At 47.3% G+C, this 23380-nt stretch carries 19 protein-coding genes; 8 read left to right on the top strand and 11 right to left on the bottom strand.

Annotated features, from left to right (window positions below):
* Positions 1-13 precede the first annotated feature (13 nt).
* From phnR to ACF8OV_RS18280, 5 genes are all read right to left on the bottom strand, one after another.
* A complete protein-coding gene (gene phnR / locus ACF8OV_RS18300) occupies positions 14-718 on the bottom strand; it encodes a phosphonate utilization transcriptional regulator PhnR (protein WP_005463955.1) in 705 nt (234 codons plus the stop codon).
* A gap of 9 nt (positions 719-727) precedes the next feature.
* Positions 728-2452 carry a putative 2-aminoethylphosphonate ABC transporter permease subunit gene (locus ACF8OV_RS18295; RefSeq protein WP_203504326.1) on the bottom strand — a complete coding sequence of 575 codons (1725 nt, stop codon included), beginning with the start codon at positions 2450-2452 and terminating at the stop codon, positions 728-730.
* A gap of 8 nt (positions 2453-2460) precedes the next feature.
* The gene (locus ACF8OV_RS18290) at positions 2461-3579 is read right to left on the bottom strand and encodes a putative 2-aminoethylphosphonate ABC transporter ATP-binding protein (protein WP_005464010.1); all 1119 of its coding nucleotides are present in this window, start codon (positions 3577-3579) and stop codon (positions 2461-2463) included.
* Positions 3580-3682: 103 nt separating this feature from the next.
* On the bottom strand, positions 3683-4093 hold the full coding sequence (locus tag ACF8OV_RS18285) for a GNAT family N-acetyltransferase (RefSeq protein ID WP_140067109.1): 411 nt from the start codon (positions 4091-4093) through the stop codon (positions 3683-3685).
* Between the two features lie 113 nt (positions 4094-4206).
* Entirely contained in the window at positions 4207-5217 is a 1011-nt protein-coding gene (locus ACF8OV_RS18280; RefSeq protein WP_025533230.1) for a putative 2-aminoethylphosphonate ABC transporter substrate-binding protein, read from the bottom strand.
* A gap of 268 nt (positions 5218-5485) precedes the next feature.
* Between ACF8OV_RS18280 and phnW the strand changes: the two genes are divergently transcribed.
* From phnW to phnX, 3 genes are all read left to right on the top strand, one after another.
* Positions 5486-6589 (top strand): 2-aminoethylphosphonate--pyruvate transaminase, encoded by a 1104-nt coding sequence (phnW, locus tag ACF8OV_RS18275; RefSeq protein WP_203504324.1) that lies wholly within the window; start codon positions 5486-5488, stop codon positions 6587-6589.
* Between the two features lie 26 nt (positions 6590-6615).
* Complete coding sequence (locus tag ACF8OV_RS18270) at positions 6616-7995, top strand: aspartate aminotransferase family protein (protein ID WP_258496304.1); 1380 nt, start codon at positions 6616-6618, stop codon at positions 7993-7995.
* 90 nt (positions 7996-8085) lie between these two features.
* Complete coding sequence (gene phnX / locus ACF8OV_RS18265) at positions 8086-8901, top strand: phosphonoacetaldehyde hydrolase (protein WP_258496302.1); 816 nt, start codon at positions 8086-8088, stop codon at positions 8899-8901.
* Positions 8902-8977: 76 nt separating this feature from the next.
* Here the strand turns inward: phnX and ACF8OV_RS18260 are convergent, their stop codons facing one another.
* The gene (locus ACF8OV_RS18260; RefSeq protein WP_005463961.1) at positions 8978-10006 is read right to left on the bottom strand and encodes a LacI family DNA-binding transcriptional regulator; all 1029 of its coding nucleotides are present in this window, start codon (positions 10004-10006) and stop codon (positions 8978-8980) included.
* A 249-nt stretch (positions 10007-10255) separates the two neighbouring features.
* Here ACF8OV_RS18260 and ACF8OV_RS18255 point away from each other — a divergent pair, with 249 nt between their 5' ends.
* The 3 genes from ACF8OV_RS18255 to ACF8OV_RS18245 all read left to right on the top strand — a co-directional run bounded on the left by ACF8OV_RS18255 (position 10256) and on the right by ACF8OV_RS18245 (position 12320).
* The gene (locus tag ACF8OV_RS18255; RefSeq protein WP_005463973.1) at positions 10256-10699 is read left to right on the top strand and encodes a PTS sugar transporter subunit IIA; all 444 of its coding nucleotides are present in this window, start codon (positions 10256-10258) and stop codon (positions 10697-10699) included.
* Between the two features lie 67 nt (positions 10700-10766).
* The gene (locus ACF8OV_RS18250) at positions 10767-11054 is read left to right on the top strand and encodes a PTS sugar transporter subunit IIB (RefSeq protein WP_005463968.1); all 288 of its coding nucleotides are present in this window, start codon (positions 10767-10769) and stop codon (positions 11052-11054) included.
* A gap of 9 nt (positions 11055-11063) precedes the next feature.
* Entirely contained in the window at positions 11064-12320 is a 1257-nt protein-coding gene (locus ACF8OV_RS18245) for a PTS ascorbate transporter subunit IIC (RefSeq protein WP_025794628.1), read from the top strand.
* A gap of 123 nt (positions 12321-12443) precedes the next feature.
* Here ACF8OV_RS18245 and ACF8OV_RS18240 read toward each other — a convergent pair whose 3' ends face one another.
* Both ACF8OV_RS18240 and ACF8OV_RS18235 read right to left on the bottom strand, forming a co-directional pair.
* A complete protein-coding gene (locus ACF8OV_RS18240; RefSeq protein WP_129147101.1) occupies positions 12444-12791 on the bottom strand; it encodes an ATPase in 348 nt (115 codons plus the stop codon).
* Positions 12792-12800: 9 nt separating this feature from the next.
* Positions 12801-14834 carry a S8 family serine peptidase gene (locus tag ACF8OV_RS18235; RefSeq protein ID WP_129147100.1) on the bottom strand — a complete coding sequence of 678 codons (2034 nt, stop codon included), beginning with the start codon at positions 14832-14834 and terminating at the stop codon, positions 12801-12803.
* Positions 14835-15303: 469 nt separating this feature from the next.
* Between ACF8OV_RS18235 and ACF8OV_RS18230 the strand changes: the two genes are divergently transcribed.
* Positions 15304-16560, top strand: coding sequence for a type 2 secretion system lipase (locus ACF8OV_RS18230; protein ID WP_017448010.1), 1257 nt, complete (start codon positions 15304-15306; stop codon positions 16558-16560).
* Between the two features lie 127 nt (positions 16561-16687).
* On the opposite strand, the gene ACF8OV_RS18225 is transcribed toward ACF8OV_RS18230, so the two are convergent.
* Genes ACF8OV_RS18225 through ACF8OV_RS18215 form a run of 3 tightly spaced genes read right to left on the bottom strand, consistent with a single transcriptional unit; the run spans position 16688 to position 21220 of the window.
* Positions 16688-18064 carry an efflux transporter outer membrane subunit gene (locus ACF8OV_RS18225; RefSeq protein WP_317676220.1) on the bottom strand — a complete coding sequence of 459 codons (1377 nt, stop codon included), beginning with the start codon at positions 18062-18064 and terminating at the stop codon, positions 16688-16690.
* Between the two features lie 14 nt (positions 18065-18078).
* Entirely contained in the window at positions 18079-20043 is a 1965-nt protein-coding gene (locus ACF8OV_RS18220; protein ID WP_203504318.1) for a MacB family efflux pump subunit, read from the bottom strand.
* Between the two features lies 1 nt (position 20044).
* Complete coding sequence (locus ACF8OV_RS18215; RefSeq protein WP_023583888.1) at positions 20045-21220, bottom strand: efflux RND transporter periplasmic adaptor subunit; 1176 nt, start codon at positions 21218-21220, stop codon at positions 20045-20047.
* Between the two features lie 770 nt (positions 21221-21990).
* Between ACF8OV_RS18215 and ACF8OV_RS18210 the strand changes: the two genes are divergently transcribed.
* Positions 21991-23334 (top strand): OmpP1/FadL family transporter, encoded by a 1344-nt coding sequence (locus ACF8OV_RS18210; RefSeq protein WP_180762830.1) that lies wholly within the window; start codon positions 21991-21993, stop codon positions 23332-23334.
* Positions 23335-23380 lie beyond the last annotated feature (46 nt).

The raw sequence follows: 23380 nt of genomic DNA, 5'->3' as shown, positions 1-23380 counted from the left end.
GAAAATGCGAACGTTAGTGATTGAGCTCTGCCACCGACTCAATACTGATGGCATCGTGACGCCAGTATTCAATATCGCAGTCAATCAACTCGCCATGTTGGTTATAGTTAGTGCGTTCAACAACCATTGCCGGAGTGCCCGATGTTGCTCGCAACGCTTGCGCGACTTCACCAAGCAAGGTACTGGTAGAAATACGGTAACGCGTCTTCTGATACACCACACCAAAGTGCTCGCGATAAATGTCGGTCAGCGAGTTGGTCAAATCAAAGCTCAATAAATTGGGGAAGATCTCTGGGCGAATATAGTTGGTCACATACACCACAGGTCTGTCTTCCAAATATCGAACGCGGTCGACACGAAAAACATCAGAGAATGGCTGCAGTTGTAACAAGCGCGCAGATTGCTTATTAGCTAAAGTTCCCTTTGCCGCAATCAGCTCCGTTTTTGGCACGCGATTTTGCGCTTTCGCCATGTTCGGAAAATTAAGTGTTTGAGTAGGATCGTAACGTAGTGGCTCAGGTGAAATAAACCAGCCTCTGCGATCTTCACGATAAATTCGTCCTTCGGCTTCCAATAACGACAACGCTTCGCGCAACGTAACTCGGGTTGTGTCGAACGACTCCGCCAACTTGCGCTCCGCAGGCAATTTCTGACGCGGTGATAGCATGCCCGCTTCAATCTGTTCAACAATCGAATCTTTAATTTTTACGTACTGCACGAGGTGTCCTTATCTTTTACGCCAAGCCTGAGTGCGACTTTCTAACCACTTCCCCAACGTCATCTGAACGATCTTCGCAATCGCGGCTGCAATCATGATCATCACGGCCATCGCAGCAGCTGCGCCCGTTTGGCCTGCATCGTCCATGTTTAGAATCGATACCGAAGCAGGAATCGTATCGGTTGAGTACAGGAATACTACCGCAGAAGTGGTGGTCAATGCATTAACAAACAAGTAGGTTGCGATGTCCAAAACAGCAGGCATACAAACCGGTAAGGTCACTTTGAAGAACAACTTATACTGAGGCAGCCTGACCGATGCTGCCGTCGCTTCTATCTCTGAGGGCAATTGCTTGAGAGCGGTTAACGCTGTCATGTGGCCGACTGTGTAATAGTGCACTACGGTGTTAATCACCAGAAACGCCATCGTACCGTAAAGCACATTCAATGGGTTGTTCACATCATTGAAGTAAAAGATGTATCCCAAACCCAACACCATGCCCGGCACCGCCATTGGCACCACGCTCAGCATTTGCATCGCCTGACGAACTGGCCCAAACGCACGACCTTTTTCAATACAGTAGGCACCGACAAAAATCACTGCGGTACCAATCAGCGCAGTCCAACCAGCTAAAGTGAGAGAATTAAAGAACGGGCTCCAGCCATAGGTACTCATCTCTGCGAAGTTGTAATTGTTCAGCGTCAGCGCTTTATTCCACGGCCAAAATGTCACTAGAGAGCCGTACACCGCCATGCCTAACACTGCCAGTACTGCGACAGAAATCAGTGAACAGTATACGAAGCAAAGGCCATCGCGCGTTTTGTTGGGTTCTGGTTGATAAGGTACTGAGCGAGTATCAAACAAGCTCTTTTGTTTTTTCTGCACCCAACGATCCGCACCAAACGCCATTACCGCAGGAAATAACAGCATGATGCTGGTTACCGCACCCATGGCAAAGTTTTGCTGGCCCACCACTTGTTTGAAGATGTCCGTCGCCAGAACGTTGTAGCTTCCGCCAATGACTTTCGGCACACCAAAATCGGTAATCACCAACGTGAATACGACAATCAGAGTGCTGATCAAACCGTATTTCGCCGCAGGTAACGTCACCATAAAAAAGGTCTTCATCGGTGAGGTTTTTAGAGCACGAGCGGCCTCATACAAACGGGCATCGGAAGTACGTAGCGAAGTGGTCAAAATCATCAGAGCATGAGGAAAGGTCCAAAAGATCAAACCCATTGAAATACCAATCACACCATACACTGAGTGACCACCAAGTAGCTCTTTCGCAGCCCCTTGATTGCCAAAGAGGAAGATCAAGCTGATCGCAGGCAAAAGTGAGGGAGCAAGGATTGGCGCGGTACCTAAGATGTGAAATAGACCTTTAAATGGCATGCATGAACGCGTGAGTGCGTAAGCGTAACCAAAGGCCAGAATACCGACCACCGTCGTTACAACGAGTCCCAAACTAAACGTATTACCAACGGAAACCCACAAGCTTGAAGAAGAAAAATAAGTCGCAAAGTTGGCTAACCCAACAAACTCTCCATCGCTGTTTTGTACGCTTTTGGCCAGCATCGCCCACAATGGCATCAAGATGAACAAGATCATCATCGTGGAAAGACCCGCCAACAAGCCAAACAGCACGATATTGTCGCGGCTAATGCGTCCCATCATTGATTTCGCTTTGTCTTGAGTCGTCAGGCTATTCATCGTCATTGTCTTCGCATCCATGTTTGCACCTATGCCGCCAACGCTTTTGTAAACGCATTCCCCTGAGAAGGGATTACATAGCCGTGCAAGCCACTTTCCAAGAACTGGATGTAACGCACATCACCAATGCGAATATTGAAGTTTTGCACCGTCTCGACTGGCACATCAACAACGATTGGTTTCGCTTGGCTGTCGTTTTGTAGCTCACAATCCACGCGGAAAAATGCGCCCAAAAACTCGGTAGCGGTAATGCGTACAGGCAGCGAGTTGCGGTAGTTTTCGACAAACTTGATGTTCTCGGGACGCACCGCCAAATCAAAGCGATCACCACGTTGAATCTTACGATTGGTTAAACTTGGTGCTGGCAGCAGAGTCTCCGCAATACGCACCTGAGATTCGGTCACGACAGATGTCTCGATAAAATTCATGCTGCCGACAAACTCGGCCACAAAGCGCGTTGCCGGTTGTTGGTAGATTTCTTGAGGCGTGCCGACTTGCTCAATTACGCCATGGTTCATCACCACAATTCGATCTGCCATCGAAAGCGCCTCATCCTGATCGTGCGTAACCATAATGGTAGTGATGCCCAGCTTTCGTTGCAGCTTACAAATTTCATCACGTAAGTGAACACGTACTTTCGCATCCAACGCAGATAAAGGTTCATCAAGAAGAAGCAGTCCCGGAGATAAAGCAAGCGCTCGCGCTAACGCCACACGTTGTTGCTGACCGCCCGACAACTGGTTAGGAAACTTCTGCCCTGAGGTTGGTAAGCCTATCGTTTCGAGCCACTGCTCTACTTTCTCCAGCGCCTCTTTGGTTGACATACCTTGGTTTTTCAAACCCACCGCAATGTTCTCTTGTACGGTGAGGTTTGGAAACAGCGCGTAAGACTGAAACACAATGCCGAAATCACGCTTTTCTGGTGGTAGAAATGTGGTCTCTTGGCCGTTTTGAAAAATCGCGCCAGAAGTAGGTAGATCTAAACCTGCAATGGCACGTAATAACGTAGTTTTACCGCAGCCAGAAGGGCCTAAAAAACAAACGAACTCGCCTTTTTCGATCGCCAGTGAGATTTGCTTTAATGCAGTGAACTGTCCAAATTGTTTCACTACATTTTTAATGTTCAGATAAGGTTGGTTAATTGACATAACACACACTCCAAATGGTATATACCAACTTTAATTTTTGTGTGTTACGTTCCAATGACAAATTTATAGCCAGAAGATGACAAATAGATGAATGCCCTCGATATTAAACTCTTAAATCTAAACTCATTTTGAAATACGGAATGTCTGATTTATAAAAGCGCTCACCCTCTTTCTGTAATCCAAACTTCTGATAAATTCTCAACGCCGACTCACGCGCATCGCACCAGAATACCTCTGCGTTCAACGCCTTGGCATCATCAATCATTGTCTCCAACATTCGAGAGCCGATCCCTTTACCTTGTTGACTTGAAGATACCGCAAACTTCCTTAGTCTTGCTGCGCCATTGTTGAAGAAGACTGACGCCACACCCACCAGCTCTCCGTTCACATAACTCCCGTAATGATAGCCAGTTTCATCTTCATCAACCTTGCAAAACTCAATGCTTTTGCTTGGCCATAAAACCTGCTGTCGAAGCGGCAGTGTCTGCTCCGCATTAATACGTTGTATTTCCATGCACTTCCTCTTTTCTACCTGAGTATCCGGCCATTAATGTGCCTCTACTTGTCGCAAGATGCAAAAAAGGAGAGCAACCGCTCTCCTTTTGACAATCGGATTTGTCGTAACCCTTATGATTTTGGCTCTGATTTCGCGTCAAATTTCTCAGACCATGTCGCTAAGATTTCTGCACGCTTGCTGCCCATTTGCGCGAAGTCCATCTTCGCCATGTTCTCTTGAACGTTCGGGAAGTTAGATACGGTCGCTTTCACTTCTTTATGTCCAACCACTGGGTACATTTCTACGTAAAGCTCATTTGCTGCTTTAGAGATTGACCAGTCGACAACACGCTTGGCTGCATCCGACTCTTTCACTAGGCCAACCGCTTCTGATTCCCAGCCAATGCCTTTAGGTGTGATAACCGCAAGTGGTGCACCTTGTGTTTTCAGCTTCGCGCCGCGGCTCGCCATCGAAATACCGATAGCCACTTCGCCCATACCCGCTTGAACACATGGCTTAGAGCCAGAGTGCGTGTAGTGTGCAATGTTCTTGTCTAGGTCACGCATGTAGTTCCATGCCTGATCTTCACCCATGTTTTGTAGCCAAGCAGACACCTGCATGTAACCAGTACCTGAAGAAGCTGGGTTAGGCATTGCAATGTGACCTTTGTAAACCGGCTTCGTTAGGTCTTCCCAAGACGTTGGTTTAGGCAGGTTAAGTTGTTTCGCTACCGCTTCGTTGAAACAAACTGCGTTAAAGAACGCATCGTTACCGAACCAAGCTTGGTTTGATTGAGGGTCGTTTAGGTTCGCGTGCAGCTCTTCCAAACCTTTTGGTGTGTAAGGCTTAAGAAGACCTTCATCTTTAAGCAGTGCCATTGACGAGCCAGCCAGACCCCAAACCACTTCTGCTTGAGGGTTATTCTTTTCTGCCAGCAATTTCGCCGTCATGATACCTGTTGAATCACGAACCCACTTAATCTTGATATCTGGGTTGTCTTTCTCAAACGCAGACTTGTATTTAGCAAGAATGTCAGTTTCGAAAGCGGTGTAAACCGTCACTTCCTGTGCAGCCATTGCATTGGTAGCAAGCAGAGAGACAAGCGCAGCCAGCGATCCTTTCATCAAACGGTTTTTCATCATTTTCTCCAGTTAATTTGGCTAAGTTTTCATTTTGGTCTGTACCAGTTGACGCTAATTACCCTACTTCGCCAATGTGACGAATTCATGACCATAAAATGGCAGTTTTGAGAAAATTATCGATAAATAGGCGACCAATTGATCGGTGAAATTTTGGATATGAAAGTTTTATGAAATTCACTGAATGGCTATTTACGACCCTTTTTCATCCTTGCTAGAGTGAATCCAATTTCTGGTGTAGACCAATTAAATTATTCTGATGGAAATCGAGATGAAAAACGAATACCTACTACTGACTCCAGGTCCTCTATCTACTTCTGAAACAGTACGTGAAGCCATGCTAAAAGACTGGTGTACTTGGGATGATGAATACAACAAAGACATTGTCGAAGTGATCCGCACTAAGCTTGTAAAACTGGCAACAAAGCATAGCGGCTACACCAGTGTACTAATGCAAGGTAGCGGCACCGCATCAGTGGAAGCAACGATTGGCAGTGCTATTGGCAAAGATGGAAAGTTGTTGGTTGTCGACAACGGTGCTTACGGTGCGCGTATCGCTCAGATCGCTGAATACCTAAATATTCCATGCCATGTAGTTTCCCCAGGCGAAACATCACAGCCACACTTGAACGAGGTGGAAACTGCATTGGCATCGGATCCTGCTATCACACACGTGGCAATTGTTCACTGTGAGACAACCACTGGCATGCTTAACCCAATTGAGGCATTTGCTTCTGCTGCAAAAGCGCACGGCAAAGTGGTGATTCTCGATGCCATGTCGAGCTTCGGCGGGATTCCTATCGATATCGCCGATCTTGGTATCGATTTTATGATCAGCTCTGCAAACAAATGTATTCAAGGCGTGCCGGGCTTTGGCTTTGTGATTGCGAAACAAACTGAGCTCGAAAAGTGCCAAGGTCAGGCACGTTCTTTGAGCCTTGATCTGTACGACCAATGGCACTGCATGGAAGTGAACCACGGCAAATGGCGTTTTACGTCTCCAACGCACACGGTTCGCGCTTTCTACCAAGCATTGTTAGAACTCGAACAAGAAGGCGGCATTGAAGCTCGTCACAACCGTTACCAAACTAACCAGAAAACACTGGTTGCAGGTATGCGTTCTTTGGGGTTTGAGCCACTACTGAGTTATGACCTTCACTCGCCAATCATCACTTCTTTCTACTCTCCGACGCACAGTGATTACCAGTTCAAAGCGTTCTACACGCGTTTGAAAGAGCAAGGTTTTGTGATTTATCCGGGTAAGGTATCAAACGCAGACTGCTTCCGTATCGGCAACATTGGTGAAGTTTACCCAGCAGATATCGAGCGCTTAATCGGTGCGATTGAAAAAGCGATGTACTGGCAAGTTGCTTAAAGCAGCCTTCTGATTGAGAGAGCGCTATGACTCAGAATATCAAACCGACCCATTTTCGTAGTGAAGGCGATGTCAACACGACACGGGCGCGCCAAGCTTGGAATGCATCGATGGACGACGAACGCACGCAAGCATTATTGAAGCGCGATTCCGAGGTCTTTCTTCATCAAGCCATGTCGACGCCTTGCTTAGATACCTTGGAAGCAGCGGAAGGCATCTACATCCAAGATGCTACAGGCAAAAAGTACATGGACTTCCATGGCAACAACGTCCATCAGCTGGGCTACGGTCATCCGCATGTGATTAAACGTGTGCAAGAGCAAATTGCCAAACTGCCGTTTTCACCACGTCGTTTTACCAACGAGACCGCGATTGAATGTGCCGAAAAACTCACGCAAATCTGTGGTGGAGAATTAAACCGCGTGTTGTTTGCTCCGGGTGGCACATCTGCGGTTGGCATGGCACTTAAACTAGCGCGCCATATCACGGGCAACTACAAGGTGGTGTCGCTGTGGGATTCCTTCCACGGCGCATCGCTAGATGCCATCTCAGTGGGTGGTGAAGCGTGTTTCCGTCAAGGCATGGGACCATTAATGGCAGGTGTTGAGCGCATTCCACCAGCGGTGTCTTACCGTGGCGCTTTTCCTGTCGCGGACGGCAGTGATGTGCATTACGCCGATTACCTTGAATACGTGATTGAGAAAGAAGGTGGAGTGGGCGCGTTTATCGCAGAAGCGGTTCGCAATACCGACGTACAAGTGCCGAGTAACGCCTACTGGAAACGCATCCGTGAAATCTGTGACAAACACAATGTCATGCTGATCATCGACGACATCCCTAATGGTATGGGTCGCAGCGGCGAATGGTTCACCTACCAAGCCTACGACATCGAGCCAGATATGCTCTGCATCGGTAAAGGTTTGGGCGGAGGCTTGGTGCCTATCGCAGCCATGGTAACCAAAGACAAATACAACACTGCCGAGCAAATCTCCATGGGTCATTACACTCATGAGAAAAGCCCTATCGGTTGTGCTGCAGCACTGGCAACCATGGAAGCCATTGAGCAAGACGGCTTGCTAGATAAAGTCAAAGCCGACAGCCAGTTCATGCGTGAAAAACTGCTAGAGATGAAAGCCAAGTACCCAGTGATTGGTGATGTACGTGGCATCGGCATGTTGTGGGGCATTGAACTGGTCACCGACCACGAAAGCAAAGCACGCGCGTATGACGAAGCGGAAGCTGTGTTGTACCAATGCCTCAACAACGGAGTGAGTTTCAAGGTATCGCAAGGTAACGTGATTCAACTCAGCCCACCGCTGATCATCACCCGCGAACAACTGACAGAAGCGTTGGCGATCTTCGAAGAAGCCATCGCCAAAGTGTGTAAAGACTTTAACTACTTTTAGGGTCAATAGACCTCAACAAAAACCAATTTATTCAGAGCGCCGTTTCAACGTGAAGGCAAGCGCTCCGGCAAGCAAGAAAAAGGATTGAACATGAGCAAATCACCAATTCAAGCAGTGATCTTTGACTGGGCTGGCACTATCGTCGATTTCGGCTCTTTTGCACCAACCAGTATCTTTGTGGAAGCGTTCAAGCAAGGATTTGATTTCGAAATCGACCTTGAAAAAGCACGTGAACCAATGGGGCTTGGTAAGTGGGATCACATCCAAGCTGTGGGTCGTATTCCTGCCGTTGATAAGCGTTGGAATGAAAAGTTTGGTCGCTCAATGACCAGCGAAGACATCGACGCTATCTACGCGGCATTTATGCCTCTGCAAAAAGCAAAAGTGGCTGACCACGCAGAACCAATCCTCAACGCAGTTGAAGTGGTAAACGGTCTGAAAGACAAAGGCATTAAGATCGGTTCTTGTTCTGGTTACCCTCGCGAAGTGATGGACGTACTGATTCCAGTTGCAGCGGACTACGGTTACCAACCAGATTACGTAGTAGCAACGGACGATCTGCCACAAGGCGGTCGCCCTGCGCCGTTCATGGCACTGAAAAACGTGATTGAGCTTGATGTAACCGACGTTAAAGCATGCGTCAAAGTGGACGACTCAGCACCAGGCATCTTTGAAGGTCACAATGCGGGCATGTGGACGGTGGGTCTGCTACTTTCTGGTAACGAAGCGGGTCTGACATTTGAAGAATACCAAGCCGCAGACGAAGCAACCTTAGAGAAAGCTCGTGAAAAAGCACGCGCGAAGTTTATCAAGAGTGCACCTCACTACTTAATCGATACCATCTCCGATCTGCCAGAGGTGATCGGAGATATCGAACAACGCCTAGCCGCGGGCGAACGTCCGTAGTTTTCGCTCATGAATTCAGAATGTAAAAAGCCTCTCCATCTTGAGAGGCTTTTTGTGTTTATGGAAAGCGGAGGTGTCAATTAATCGCGGTACTTGCTCGACGCTTTAGCTTAAAGCCCATACTGGTTGGCCTTTCTTCTGGCTCACCTTTGATGGCATGCAACAGTTTTTCTGCCGCCTTGGTGCCCATGCGCTCGTAATCAAATTCTGCCGATGTCAAACTTGGGTAAGCGTGCTCCCCCATAGAAGAGCCTTCAAGGCAAATAATGGCAATGTCGGTCGGGACTTTGAGCACGCGGCGATGGCACTCAAAGAGCGCACCAATTGCTATCTCCTCATGGCTACACACCAAAGCATTCAAGCTTGAATCGCGCAGCAATAACTTCGCCAATCCTTCCGCACCCAATTGTGAAGATGGCGCTTCATGAGTCGTCAGAAAATGATCTGGGGTGAGATAGTTTTCAATCATCGCACTTTGCCAACCGTGTAACTGGCGTTGCAACGTCGAGTGATTCCCGCGCGCCCCAATAAAACCAACGTTCTTAAAACCTTGTTCAATCAGGTGTCTGGTACAGGCCTTACCCACTTCGAAGTGATCCACGCCAATGTTGAGATAACTGGCCTTTGAGCTCAGTTCGGCAATCTCTAACACTGGCGTATTTGACGCCTCTAGCAGTTGATGCGTTCGCTGACTATGCTCACTTCCAAACAGTACAACGCCCGCAGGACGGCTCTCTAAAAAGGTCGAAAGCAACTTTTCTTCTTGCTCAATCGAGTAGTCGCTGTAACCCAGTAATAATTGATAACCCGCTTTGTTTAACGCCTGTTGGAAGCTTGGTAAGAAATGCGCACATGCTTTTTCAAACAGTGACGGAATGATAAGAGCGATAGAATAACTTTCTGCAGATGCGAGTGCCCCTGCGGCTTTGTTCGGGATATAGCCGAGCTCATCAACCACTTGTTGAATTTTTTCTCTCAGCTTATCGGATACCAGCTCTGGCGTTCGTAATGCTCGCGACACCGTCATCGTGCCTACGCCTGCTTGTTTGGCGACATCAGCCAAAGTGACATTGCCGGTACTTCTTCGTTTGCGAGGTTCGCTCATTGTTTTTATTTAATGTTCTCTAATTTCAGCTGCGACATCTTATCACAGCGCTTTAATGGTTTTGATATTAGCGCATTAGAACTCGAACACCAGCACATGAAACTTCGATGCCTGATAAAAATGATAGCGCTATCACAATTAATGGTAGCGCTATCAGATAGCGCTACCATTTGTGATCACTCTCAGGTTTTTCTGGCAAATTGATCGATAAAGTACGCAGCAACAAAACAACAAATCGGAAACATTCCAATGCTACGTGAACTGATTACCTCTGATGTCATTCGCATCCATTCTGACGCAACCGACTGGAAAGATGCGATCAGCAAATCTTGTGAAGCTTTGATTGAAAATGGCGCGATAGAACCAAGTTACGTTGAAGCAATTTACCGCTCGCACGAAGAGCTTGGCCCTTACTACGTGGTAGGTCCGGGCATGGCGATGCCACACGCTCGCCCTGAAGATGGCGTTAACCGTTTGTCACTGGCGATCACGGTGATCCAAAACGGCGTCAACTTTAACTCTGAAGAAAATGACCCTGTAAAAATGCTGGTCACGCTAGCGGCAACGGACAGTAATAGCCACGTTGATGCGATTTCGAAACTGGCGGAATTGTTTATGAATGAAGAGCACGTAGAGGCCATCTGCAACGCTCAAAGCAAAGAAGATGTTCTTGCGATCATCGATAAATACTGAGTTTTACTCCTGACATACCCCATTCACAAATGGGTATACCCCCTATAAAAAAGAAAAGGTCTGAATTATGAAAATTATGGTTGTTTGCGGTCACGGTCTTGGTACTAGCCTAATGATGGAAATGAGCATCAAAAGCATCGTAAAAGAATTGAACGTCGATGCCGCTGTGGATCACATCGATCTTGGCTCAGCAAAAGGCACAAGTTGCGACATTTTCATCGGCACAAAAGACATTGCAGAACAGTTGGAAGCACTTGGCGTTGAGCAACGTATCGTAGCGCTTGATAACATGGTCGACAAAGTCGCAATGAAAGAGCGTTTATCTGTGGCACTTCAAGAGCTTGGCGCTCTATAAGGTGGCGTTATGGAATTCTTCAGTTTCTTAATGAACGATGTCCTATCAGAGCCAGCGGTTCTGGTCGGTCTCATCGCTCTAATCGGCTTAATTGCCCAGAAAAAACCAGTCACCGAGTGCATTAAAGGCACGGTAAAAACCATTCTTGGTTTCATCGTACTTGGCGCAGGTGCAGGCTTAGTTGTGAGCTCGCTAGGCGACTTCGCGACCATTTTCCAACACGCATTTGGCATTACAGGCGTGGTACCAAACAACGAAGCAATTGTATCTATCGCGCAAGAAGCGTTTGGTAAAGAGATGGCGATGATCATGTTCTTCGGTATGTTGGTGAACATTCTGATCGCTCGTTTCACGCCGTGGAAATTCATCTTCCTAACAGGTCACCACACGCTATTTATGTCGATGATGGTGGCGGCGATTCTGGCATCTAGCGGCATGAAAGGTGTTCCACTGATCGCTCTTGGCTCTGTGGTTGTGGGTTCTGTAATGGTGTTCTTCCCTGCAATTGCACACAAATACATGAAGCAAGTAACAGGCTCAGACGACGTTGCGATTGGTCACTTCTCTACCCTTTCTTACGTACTAGCTGGCTTTATTGGCAGCAAGTTCGGTAATAAAGAACACTCTACTGAAGAGATGAACGTACCTAAGAGCTTGTTGTTCTTACGTGATACGCCAGTAGCAATCTCGTTCACCATGGGCATCATCTTTATGGTGACATGTATCTTCGCTGGCGGTGACTTTGTACGCGAAGTCAGCGGTGGTAAACATTGGTCTATGTTTGCGCTAATGCAATCCATCACATTCGCCGGTGGTGTGTACGTCATCCTACAAGGTGTACGTATGGTTATCGCAGAAATCGTTCCTGCATTTAAAGGCATCTCAGACAAACTGGTTCCAAACGCAAAACCTGCACTGGATTGTCCGGTTGTGTTCCCATACGCGCCAAACGCGGTATTGGTGGGCTTCCTATCGAGCTTTGCAGCCGGTCTAGTGGGCATGTTCCTGCTGTACGTGATGGGTCTTACTGTGATTATCCCAGGTGTCGTTCCACACTTCTTTGTGGGTGCTGCGGCAGGTGTATTTGGTAATGCTACAGGCGGTCGTCGCGGCGCAATTCTAGGCGCGTTTGCACAAGGTCTACTGATTACTTTCCTACCTGTATTCCTAATGCCAGTACTGGGTGATCTTGGCTTTGCAAACACAACATTCAGTGATGCTGACTTCGGCGCGGTAGGTATCCTACTTGGTTTGATTGTTCGCTAAGTTTTCTCTCTGATGAATGCGGAATTAGGCTCGTCGGCATTCATCTCTGAGAGGCTTTAGCCATAGAAAAGCACTCAAAAAAACGCCCCTCACGTGAGGGGCGTTTTTCTTATTGAGGCTATCTTATTGGGACAGCAACTTTCTCGTTGGTTCTTGCTCGGTGTACTCAACCGCATCGCTGGTGGAAAGCTTGTCGACATCTTCTTGAGAGCCGGTTACTACCAACACTTGCTGTTTCACCAAAGCATCGACCACTTCAAGGTTGTTGTGACGAAGAAGCGCTCTCACTTCGCTTTCTTTCCCTTTGTGATATTTCACAAAATAGCGAGCCGGTTGTTGCTCTGCACTTGTTGGACGCTCATCCACAAGAGGAAAGCCTTGGTTGTTGGCAAGGCTGGTGGCGCTCATGCCAATCGCCAATAGCACGGTCAAACTCCCCGCCGTTACGGAAAGTAAGGTCAGCTTCTTCATAGTCACTCCTTATTGAAATGTCAGAGACCAACTGTTGATTGTACCTGTGTCTCTTCTGGCACTGTCGACGGCTTTAAGTTCCCAAGAACCTTGTGATTCAAAACCAGAGAAATCAACTTGGAAAGTGGTTTTGATATCGTTAGCGCTGCCGCCAGTATTGTCGTGAAGCACGACTTGTCCACCTGTCGGTGAAGTCAGAGTCACTCGTAGGTCACCGATGTAAGTATGGCTAATATCTACGTCAATGCTTACAGTACCTGAGTCGCCAGTGCGATCGACATTCAGTGCGCTGATGGCACCAGAGGTTTTGTTGTCAGGAATCGCAACAGGGTTAGTGTTTGAGTAGCTAGAATCTGCAGAGCTACCGCCACCGTCAGGACCATTACAGCCAGCATCCAAGAACAGCTTCGCCGCTTCCGCATTCACTAGGCCGTGACCTGTGCGGTTATCTCGACCTGCAACATCAATGTCTGTCGCGGTTTTGATCAACGCGTTACGTACTTGCGCTGCGGTACACGTTGGGTGGTAACTCCACACCAAGCCAGCTACGCCCGTTACGTGCGGAGTCGCCATCGAAGTGCCGTTGTAGTACTCGTAGTCTTCACCTGATGTAGTTGCAACCGTGATCTCTTGGCCAACGTACCCCAATAGCTCTTGACCAAATGCACGATCAACTGTCACCGACACCATGCGATAAGCGTTGTTTTGGTCAACTAAGAATGGGTTTTGTAACCCAGCTAATGCCGTGTTGCTGTATACAATCGCCGCGCTTGCGCCTGCGTTGTAACATGCTCGGACTGCATCCACCTCTGGGTACGTACCTGAAGATTGATTGCCAATACGCTCAGTAAGACAGATTTTGCCTGACATGTCGCCACAGTTGAAGTTGCCACCAGACACATCACAGCTTGCCAATGTCGCGGTGACTGAACCTGCAACTGGTGCTGGTACAAACTCAGTGCCGTTGTGGACCAAACGGTTATGAGGCACGATGCCACGGTCAAACTGGCTAACACCGTTTAGCGTAATGTCAGACAACTTACCTTCGCCTACTGTTACGGTGGACAGGATCGCCACACCCGGCGCCGCGATTTCAACTTGATCCGTCGCTTGCGAGAACGCCGCGTGATCATTTTGATTATCGACCGCTGCAACTGACATGACAGAATCGTAAGACGCTGGGTAGCTGTGCGCTGTATTACCGTCGTTACCCGCCGCAGCGATTAACAGTACGCCTTGATCGTAGATCGCTTTCAGCGCATTTTGCTCCGTGCGGCTCGATTGGCTACCACCGAGACTCATGTTCACCACGTTTGCGCCATTATCAGCACACGTTTGTATCGCTTTCACAAGACCAGAAGAGTAACCCCAGCCCGCTTCGTTAAACACTTTCACGATGTGAAGGTTCACGTTTTGGTTTGGCATCACGCCCTTCACGCCTTCAGTATTCGCGATCGCAGCGATAGTGCCCGCTACGTGAGTACCATGCGCGTTGTTGTTGCCAGGATCGCTCCATGATCCTGTGCCGCTGTCATTGGTACCAGCAACACGGTTACCGCTCAGATCGTTGTGCGACAGATCGTAGCCAGAGTCGATGATACAAACCGTGCGGTTACCTGCATTGAAGTCATCCAACTGCTGAGCATTCACTGCGTTGTAACCCCAAGGTACCGTTTCACTGAGCAGGTAACGCGGAGGATCGACTTCCACGTATTCCACATCACCACGGTTACGCAGTGGTTCAAGATCATCCCCATCCAGCTCAACGCTGTAAATGGCACGGTTACCTAGTTTTTCCACTTTACGTGCTTTCACCTGTTGCAAAACAGATTCTTGCGCGATACGTGGTCCCCAAAACGAGTTGCCACCCATCGAAGATCGGCTTACCGGATCTTCTTTGAACTTGACGATGTATTTCGTCGGCAACTTGGATTCGTCGAATCCCATCGGTGGAGCCGCGAATGCTGACATGGAAGCAGTCAGCGCGACGGCGACAGCAGACAATGTAAATAAGCCTTGTTTTTTACTTGTTGTGTAGTGCATTTGCCCTATTCCTTAGTTGAGCTAATTTTTATTCACTATATCCTCATGAAAAATCATCATTGCGATGTATACATGAGTCACTCAGCTATAGTTCATCGTCCAAAAATGCCAAACAATTTGTTTCATGAATATACAAATTTGTACAAAATATCATTCAATCAACATTTTCAGTTAACATCAAAAAGCATCAACAAAACCTTATAAAGCAATCACTTATTTAACAAAAAATGCATGTTAAATTAATGTTAGTGAGTAATTATTCTAAATATGAGCCATTTAATCGATTGCTATGCTGAATGAATTTTTTGACCGTGATGCCAAAATCAAAATAATGAATATTTAGTTGTTGACTGTCTGGAGTATTTACTCAGAATTAGAGGGTTTAGTGAGAAAAATTCTCATCTAAACAATGTTATAGCCAAGTATTTTTTCAATGTGCTTGGGTCAATAACCATTACAAGAAGAGTGAATGATGAAAAAAACAATCACACTATTAACTGCATTACTCCCGCTTGCTTCTGCAGTTGCCGAAGAGCCAACCTTATCACCAGAAATGGTTTCAGCGTCTGAAGTGATCAGCACGCAAGAAAACCAAACCTATACCTATGTTCGCTGTTGGTATCGCACCAGCTACTCGAAAGATGATCCGGCGACCGATTGGGAATGGGCAAAAAACGAAGATGGTAGCTACTTCACCATTGACGGCTACTGGTGGAGCTCCGTTTCATTTAAAAACATGTTCTACACCAACACGTCGCAAAACGTTATCCGTCAGCGTTGTGAAGCAACATTAGATTTGGCGAACGAGAACGCAGACATTACGTTCTTCGCCGCTGACAATCGCTTCTCATACAACCACACGATCTGGAGCAACGACGCAGCAATGCAGCCAGATCAAATCAACAAAGTGGTTGCACTCGGTGACAGCTTGTCTGATACAGGCAACATCTTTAACGCATCACAATGGCGCTTCCCTAACCCGAACAGCTGGTTCTTAGGTCACTTCTCCAACGGTTTTGTGTGGACAGAATACATTGCCAAAGCGAAGAACCTTCCGCTCTACAACTGGGCAGTTGGCGGCGCGGCTGGTGAGAACCAATACATCGCGCTAACAGGGGTTGGTGATCAAGTTTCTTCGTACTTAACCTACGCAAAACTGGCGAAGAACTACAAACCAGCAAACACCTTGTTTACGCTTGAGTTTGGTTTGAATGACTTCATGAACTACAACCGTGGCGTTCCAGAAGTGAAAGCAGATTATGCAGAAGCACTGATTCGTTTGACGGACGCAGGTGCGAAGAACTTCATGTTGATGACACTGCCAGACGCGACGAAAGCGCCTCAGTTTAAGTACTCAACACAAGAAGAGATCGACAAAATTCGTGCGAAAGTGCTTGAGATGAACGAGTTCATCAAGGCACAAGCGATGTACTACAAAGCGCAAGGTTACAACATCACGTTGTTTGATACTCACGCCTTGTTCGAGACGCTAACTTCTGCGCCCGAAGAACACGGTTTCGTGAACGCGAGTGATCCTTGTTTGGACATCAACCGCTCATCGTCTGTCGATTACATGTACACCCACGCATTGCGCTCTGAGTGTGCGGCGTCTGGTGCTGAGAAGTTTGTGTTCTGGGATGTCACGCACCCAACAACAGCAACTCACCGCTATGTTGCAGAGAAAATGCTAGAAAGTAGCAACAACTTAGCCGAGTACCGTTTCTAACCAGACACGGCTTCTGAGTTGAAACCTTATCTTCGTACACACGTTGATAAGCAAAATGGCCACGACACATCGTGGCCATTTTTATCGAAGGAACGTTGTGGTCACAGCAGTCACAACGCTAAACAAGTTACAGTGGCGCGACGTCGGTCCCCCCTAAAGACTGGTAAAGCGTAACCTGAGTGAGAAACTGGTTGTAGCGGTTTTCCAACAAAGAAGCTTGCGCGTTTTTGGTGTCTTCTTGTGCATTCAAATAGTCCATGATCGACGTCGAACCATACTGATACCGCGCAGCATAAATGGACTCAGCGGCACTTGCGGCATCATACTGTTCTTGTAAACGCGTCGCCTGATACTTCAATTTCTCGCGTGCCGACAAGGCATTTTCGACATCTTGGAATGCGGCGTACAACACTTGGCGATAACTCACAATAGCCGATTGATAGTCTAAATCGGCAATGGCTTGGCTATTTTTCATCTCATTCCACTGCAAAAACGGTAGCGTCATATCCGCACCTAAGCTGCCAATCGGGTTGGAAAGCAGGTCTTTAAGCGCTTGTGACGATCCACCCAAAGCCCCTGTGAGCGTCAGCTTGGGCAAGTAGTCCAAATCTGCTGCGTCTTTATTTGCTAGCGCGGCTTTGACTTCATAAATCGCTGCTTTAATGTCGGGTCTGCGGATCAATAAATCAGACGGAGCACCAACACTCAACGATGGCATATCGCCTTCAGGCAGCATTTGGATGTTTGCACTGATGCTCTTCGGCGGTTGATTGAACAAAATCGCAAAGGCGTTGTTTGCCTCAAGTAAACTCTGTTCAAACTCACTTTGCTGCGCTTGTAAGCTTGCCAACGTACGTTTGGCTTCAAGCACATCTAACTGATCCACAGCGCCAAGTTGGTACTGTTTTTCAATCAATTGTAGCGTTTGAGCTGCGTCTGCCACATTACGCTGACTGAGGTTTAAGCGCTGTTTTAGATAGCCGATTTGCCAATATAACGATGCCGTCGTTGCCACCAAACTTTGTGCGGTCGCCTCGCGATCTTGTTGACTTGCCATCGCCGTCCACTTGGCTTGGTCAACGTCTGCCGAGATTTTTCCCCACAAATCCAACTCGTAATTGACGGACAAGTTAGTGCTGTAGCTATCTGCCGATTCCCCGCTATCAAGAGATTTTTGAACTTGTCCTGATGTGGAAGAACTCAACGTAGGGAAAAGGTCATCTTGCGCTAAACCCAGCTGTAAACGCGCTTTCTTTAGCGTTAGCGTTGCCAGCGTCAAATCGTTGTTTTGAGCCAACACCTGAGTAATGTATTGATTAAGCGTTGGGTCGTTAAACGCCAACCACCAAGGATCCATACTGACATCACCCGCAACCTGCATCTGTTGCCAATTTGCAGGCACTTGCACCTCAGGAGCTTGATAGTCGCTACGCATAAGCGACCCACAACCTGACAACCACACTGCACTTAAGGCAGCCGCGACCAATCGAGTCTTGAATTTCATTGTGTTACTCATTTTTAGTCTCTCGCTAGCGCTTCTATCGGATCGAGTTTGGCGGCATTGCGAGCGGGTAAAAAGCCGAAAGCGATGCCAATCCACGTTGAGCAAATAAACGCCCAGATGATCGAGTTCATTGAGTAAATCATTTGGAAGCTGCTGCCAGATGTACTGAATGCAAAACCAATCAAAAACGCCAAGCCAATACCAGCAATGCCACCACACAAACACACTAGTACCGCTTCAATCAAAAACTGACGCAAAATATCCGCTTGCCGCGCCCCCACAGCCATTCGCACACCGATCTCTTTCGTGCGCTCTGTCACCGACACCAACATGATGTTCATTACGCCAATTCCGCCGACAATTAGGGAGATCACCGCAATCGCTGAGATCAGTAACGTCATGGTGGCGGTGGTTTTCTCGATGCTCTGACGAATGGTGTCAGTGTTAATCGTGAAGAAATCTTCTGTACCGTGGCGCATTTTTAACAAGTTGATGATGCTCTGCTCTACCGCCGCACTTGGGGCGCTCTCATCAATCCGTACAGTAATGCCGTTGAGGTAGCGTTGTCCCATCATTCGTCCCGACATAGTGGTGTATGGCACCCAAATTTTCAGCGTGTCGCTGTTTCCAAACGCGTCTTCTTTTTTCTGCGTGACACCCACAATACGCACTGGCAATGAACCAAGAAAAATCACTTCACCAATCGGATTTCTATCCGCAAACATTTCCTTTCTGGTGTTGTCATCAATCACTGCTTCTTGGGCGAGTGAGTTCACGCTCTCTTCATCCCAAAACTGACCTTTGGCGATCTCATAACCGCGCACACGGAAATAATCTTCCCCAACCCCTTCCACAGACGCGGTTGCATCCTGATTGGCGTAACGCACGGTTAAGCTGTTGGATAAAGACGGCGTGACACTGTCGACAAAAGGTAGACTCTCCAACGATTTAGCATCGTCGGCGGTTAGCGTTTTCACTCGTCCGGAGCGGCGGTCACCAAACCCTTTGCCCGGCCTGACATCAATGGTGTTTGTTCCCATGGATGAAATATTCGACAAAATTTGCTGTTGTGAACCATTACCTAGTGCCACCACGGAAACCACCGAGGCTATACCAATAATGATGCCGAGCATGGTCAAAAACGTACGCATTCTGTGGCTAGACATCGCCAGCAGCGCCATTTTTAGCGCGTCAATAAAACTGTCCCACTTCCACCACTTACTGGCGGCTTGCGCTGGGCGATGAAAAGACGCGCTCGGTGTCTGTACTGCTTGCTCATTGATTACAACTTGTGCATTTGGCGTATCTGCAATGATTTCACCATCTTTGATTTCAATGATGCGATCCGCAAAGTTCGCCACGTTCATATCATGAGTCACTAAGATGATCGTATGCCCAAGTTGATGCAACTCTTTAAGCAGTGCCATCATCTCTTGCCCACTGTGACTGTCTAATGCGCCAGTGGGCTCATCAGCGAGAATCACCTCACCACCGTTCATCAGTGCACGAGCAACACTCACGCGCTGTTGCTGGCCACCACTCAGTTGGCTGGGCTTGTGAGTGAAACGCTCTTCCAGCCCTAAGCGAGCCAATAACGACTGCGCTCGCTCCGTTCTTTGACGATGAGGAACTCCCGCGTAAACCGCAGGTACTTCCACGTTTGCCACCGCGGTTAAATCCCCCAGCAGATGGTAACGCTGGAATATAAAGCCAAAATACTCGCGGCGCAGTTCCGCCAGTTGGTCGGATTCCAACGTCGATACATCTTGCCCATTAATGAAGTATCGACCGCTGGACGGTTTATCCAAGCAGCCGAGCACATTCATCAGCGTCGATTTACCTGAGCCTGATGCACCCACGATCGCGACCATTTCACCGCGTTTTATCTCTAAATTAATGTGGTTCAACACGGTAAGCGACTCGTCTCCAGAGACGAAACGTCGAGTTAAATCCTCAACTTTTAAAAGCACGTCACTCATCTTAGAACCTCATTGGAGGTCGACGACGATCACCTCGGCTTGATGATTCTCCATCCATAGCATTGCCAAGAACAACTTGGTCGTCCTCCTTCAAACCTGAGAGAATTTCTGCGTTCACTTTGTTGTTGATACCCACTGTCACGGGCTTTTGCACCACTTGGCCCTGTTCAAGCACTGGCACGGTATAGTTGCCTTTGCCGCCAGATTTTTGCAGCACTTGTGAAGGGACAATCAAGGTATTTTCCGATTGCTCAAGGACAATCGAAACTTGCGCAGTCATGCCAATACGCAAAATACCTTGCGGGTTCTTCACATCAAATACAGCGTTGTAGTAAATGGCGTCGCTATCTGAAATGCTCAAATCGCTGTCATCGCCATCCATGATGGTTGGCCCCGGCTCAATGGCGCGCAATGTGCCTTTAAACTGCTGATTCGGTTTGCCTAAAATGGTGAACAGCGCCGTTTGGCCTGGGTGAACAAAAATCACATCGGCTTCCGAGATTTCGGCTTTCACCGTCATCGTATCTAACTTAGCTAACTCGATAATAGTTGGCGTGGTTTGATTGGCGTTTACGGTTTGTCCTTCTTCCACCGCGGTGTAAACCACCGTGCCATCCATCGGTGCGTTGATGGTGGTGTAACCGAGATCTAACTGCGCATTGTCGACGTTGATTTTGGCTTTCTCGATTTCGGCATCCAGTTGCGCTAACTCGGCTTTGTAGATGGCGAGCGTCGCTTCGGCATTCTCGTAATCAGCTCGTGAGCTCGCTTTCGCTGCCAACATGCCTTTTTGGCGCACGTATTCATAGTTTGCTTGTTTAATCTGCGCTTGCTTAGCCTGGTACTGAGCGTTGAGACTATTAAGAGACGCTTGGGCTTCTTTGAGGCTGTTTTGCTGAGTCAGGCTGTCAATCTGTGCAATCAAGTCCCCCTGTTTGATCTCATCCCCTAAGTTCACAGCGAGGCGTTGAATTTGCCCAGATACTTGCGCACCTACATTCACCAATTTGGACGCTTGCAACATGCCATTGGCTAATACCGCCTTTTCGATATTGCCTTTGCGAACGACTTCTGTCGCGTAAGGAGAAATGGGTTCTGGACGTTGCAGATAATGATAACCACCAGCACCAATAGCAAGTAGGCCACACAAAACGAGCCATTTTTTATTGAGTTTCATAGCAGGAGTGAAGTAAATAATCGTTTTGATTTTATACTGCTATTTTTCTTAGCCGTACAGGGTACGAGGCGTAAAGATAGGTAAATTAACGTCAAGATACTGAAGGAATAACATCATTAATGTGAAAAATCCGAGATATTATAGTCACTTCAAAACTATATTATTCAATACGTATAGCAAAGACCATTTTAATATAGAAATTCAAGTTATAAGTATTATAAACAAAACTTTTAAATACCAACAAACCAGTAAAGTCCAAAATTATTCAATATGCCATCCATTTAAATTTCATTATGGTCATTTTGATGATTGAATTTAAAGAGGAGTTAAGTGGCAAGTTAAATAAAAAATACCCACATAACACAGGTAAGACCGAGAGGAGTGTGTCATGTGGGTTTAAAACGATAGTTCTCTTGCTGATTCGAACTACCAACGTTGGGATGCAATGGAAATACAAATGACTCAGAGTTTCCATCACGGACACTTTATCGCTGGATTTGCCTCTGTTTGTTAGGGAACAGTCAGCACAATAAAAATAGAGAAGTAATACCGCAAAAATAAAAATAGAGGCTCTGAGTTTAATTTACACGTAAAATAATCACCACATTCACGACATGAACCATTAATAAATTCATCAATAAATATTTATTAAGTTAAATTTATTTATTGTCAACATACTGTTAGTTTTACCCCTAAATATACTGGTCAGATTTGTTTATTTTACTGCTTTTCGTTGCAATACAACCTCTAATTAATTCATGAGAAAAAACATGCAGCGACAATTCACTCTTTCACCGATTTATTTATTAATCGGGTTAGCCTCATCGACGGCGTATGCCGGTGGTTTTCAAATTAACGAACATTCGGCGACGGGTCTTGGTCGTGCTTTTGCTGGTGATGCCGTCATTGGTGATAATGCGTCTGTAGTCAGCCGCAACGCCGCAGCGATGACGCTGTTTAAACAAAATGCCTTATCGTTCGGTGTCACTTACGTCAAACCTGACGTTACCGTTAAAAATGCGCAATATCATCGAGCTAACATTAATGCGGATGTCAATGTTGGTATGGGCGGTTTTCCTCCGTCCCCTCAAGTTGACATTACCCCGTCCTTCTCTCAAACCGTGACCGACATTGATGACGTCGATGGCGTTGGTCAACCAGCCGTTGTACCCAATTTTTACTTTATTCACCCTATCAACGACGACTGGTATCTAGGCTTATCGGCATACTCCAACTTCGGAACCGACATGGAGTTTAAACCAAACTATGGCGCACCTGTTTTTGGCGGTGTCACCAGCGTAGCGAGTGTCAACCTTGGCGCAAGCTTGGCATACAAGGTGAACGACCGTTTTAGTATCGGTGGTGGTATTGATGTGATTTACGGCTCTGGTGAGCTGTACCGCGATATGGACGTGGGTGTTTGCGTTGGTGGGAACATACTTGGAAACGAACTAGAACAACGCTGTGGATCCGTAAAAGGCAACGCACTTGATGTGGAAGCTGGCGGCATTGGGCTTGGCGCGAACATTGGCATGATGTACGAGTTTAACGAACGTCATCGCTTAGGTTTAAGCTACAAGCACAGCCCTAACATAGATGCCAAGGGCGACATCCACTTTGCTGGCGAATCGTACGACTCGCTTGCTATGCCGCTACCGGATATTGCGGAGTTTTCCGGTTATCACCGCGTCTTACCTAAATTTGCCCTGCACTATTCTGTGCAGTGGATTGGTTGGTCAGCATTTGACAGCTTGAAAGCTGATGATCAGTTGCTAAAAGATTTTCAGTGGCAAGACTCCGCGCACTACTCCATCGGTGCGACTTGGTACGCCAATGAACGTTGGACACTTCGCACGGGTTACATGTTCGACAAAACACCTGTCGATGAGCTGACTTCGCTTTCTATCCCAGATTCGAACCGTCACTGGTTATCTGCGGGTGCCTCTTACCAATGGTCATCAGATACCACGGTTGACATCGGCATGACGTACTTGATTGGTGAAGATGTCAACGTAGAAGAGTACGCGTATGAAGGTATTCCTGCACCGATGGTAACGGGCGTGACCCATTCAAATGCGTTCCTAATTGGTGCCCAACTCAGCCACCGTTTCTAATTTGTCAGGCAGTGATCAAACCTCTAGGTCATTGCCTTGTAACAAC

Source organism: Vibrio sp. GLN_1 (assembly GCF_043106015.1).
Lineage (GTDB): Bacteria > Pseudomonadota > Gammaproteobacteria > Enterobacterales > Vibrionaceae > Vibrio > Vibrio parahaemolyticus.
The sequence above is the reverse complement of the archived record's forward strand: the minus strand, read 5'-3'. Positions and strand labels throughout refer to the sequence as shown.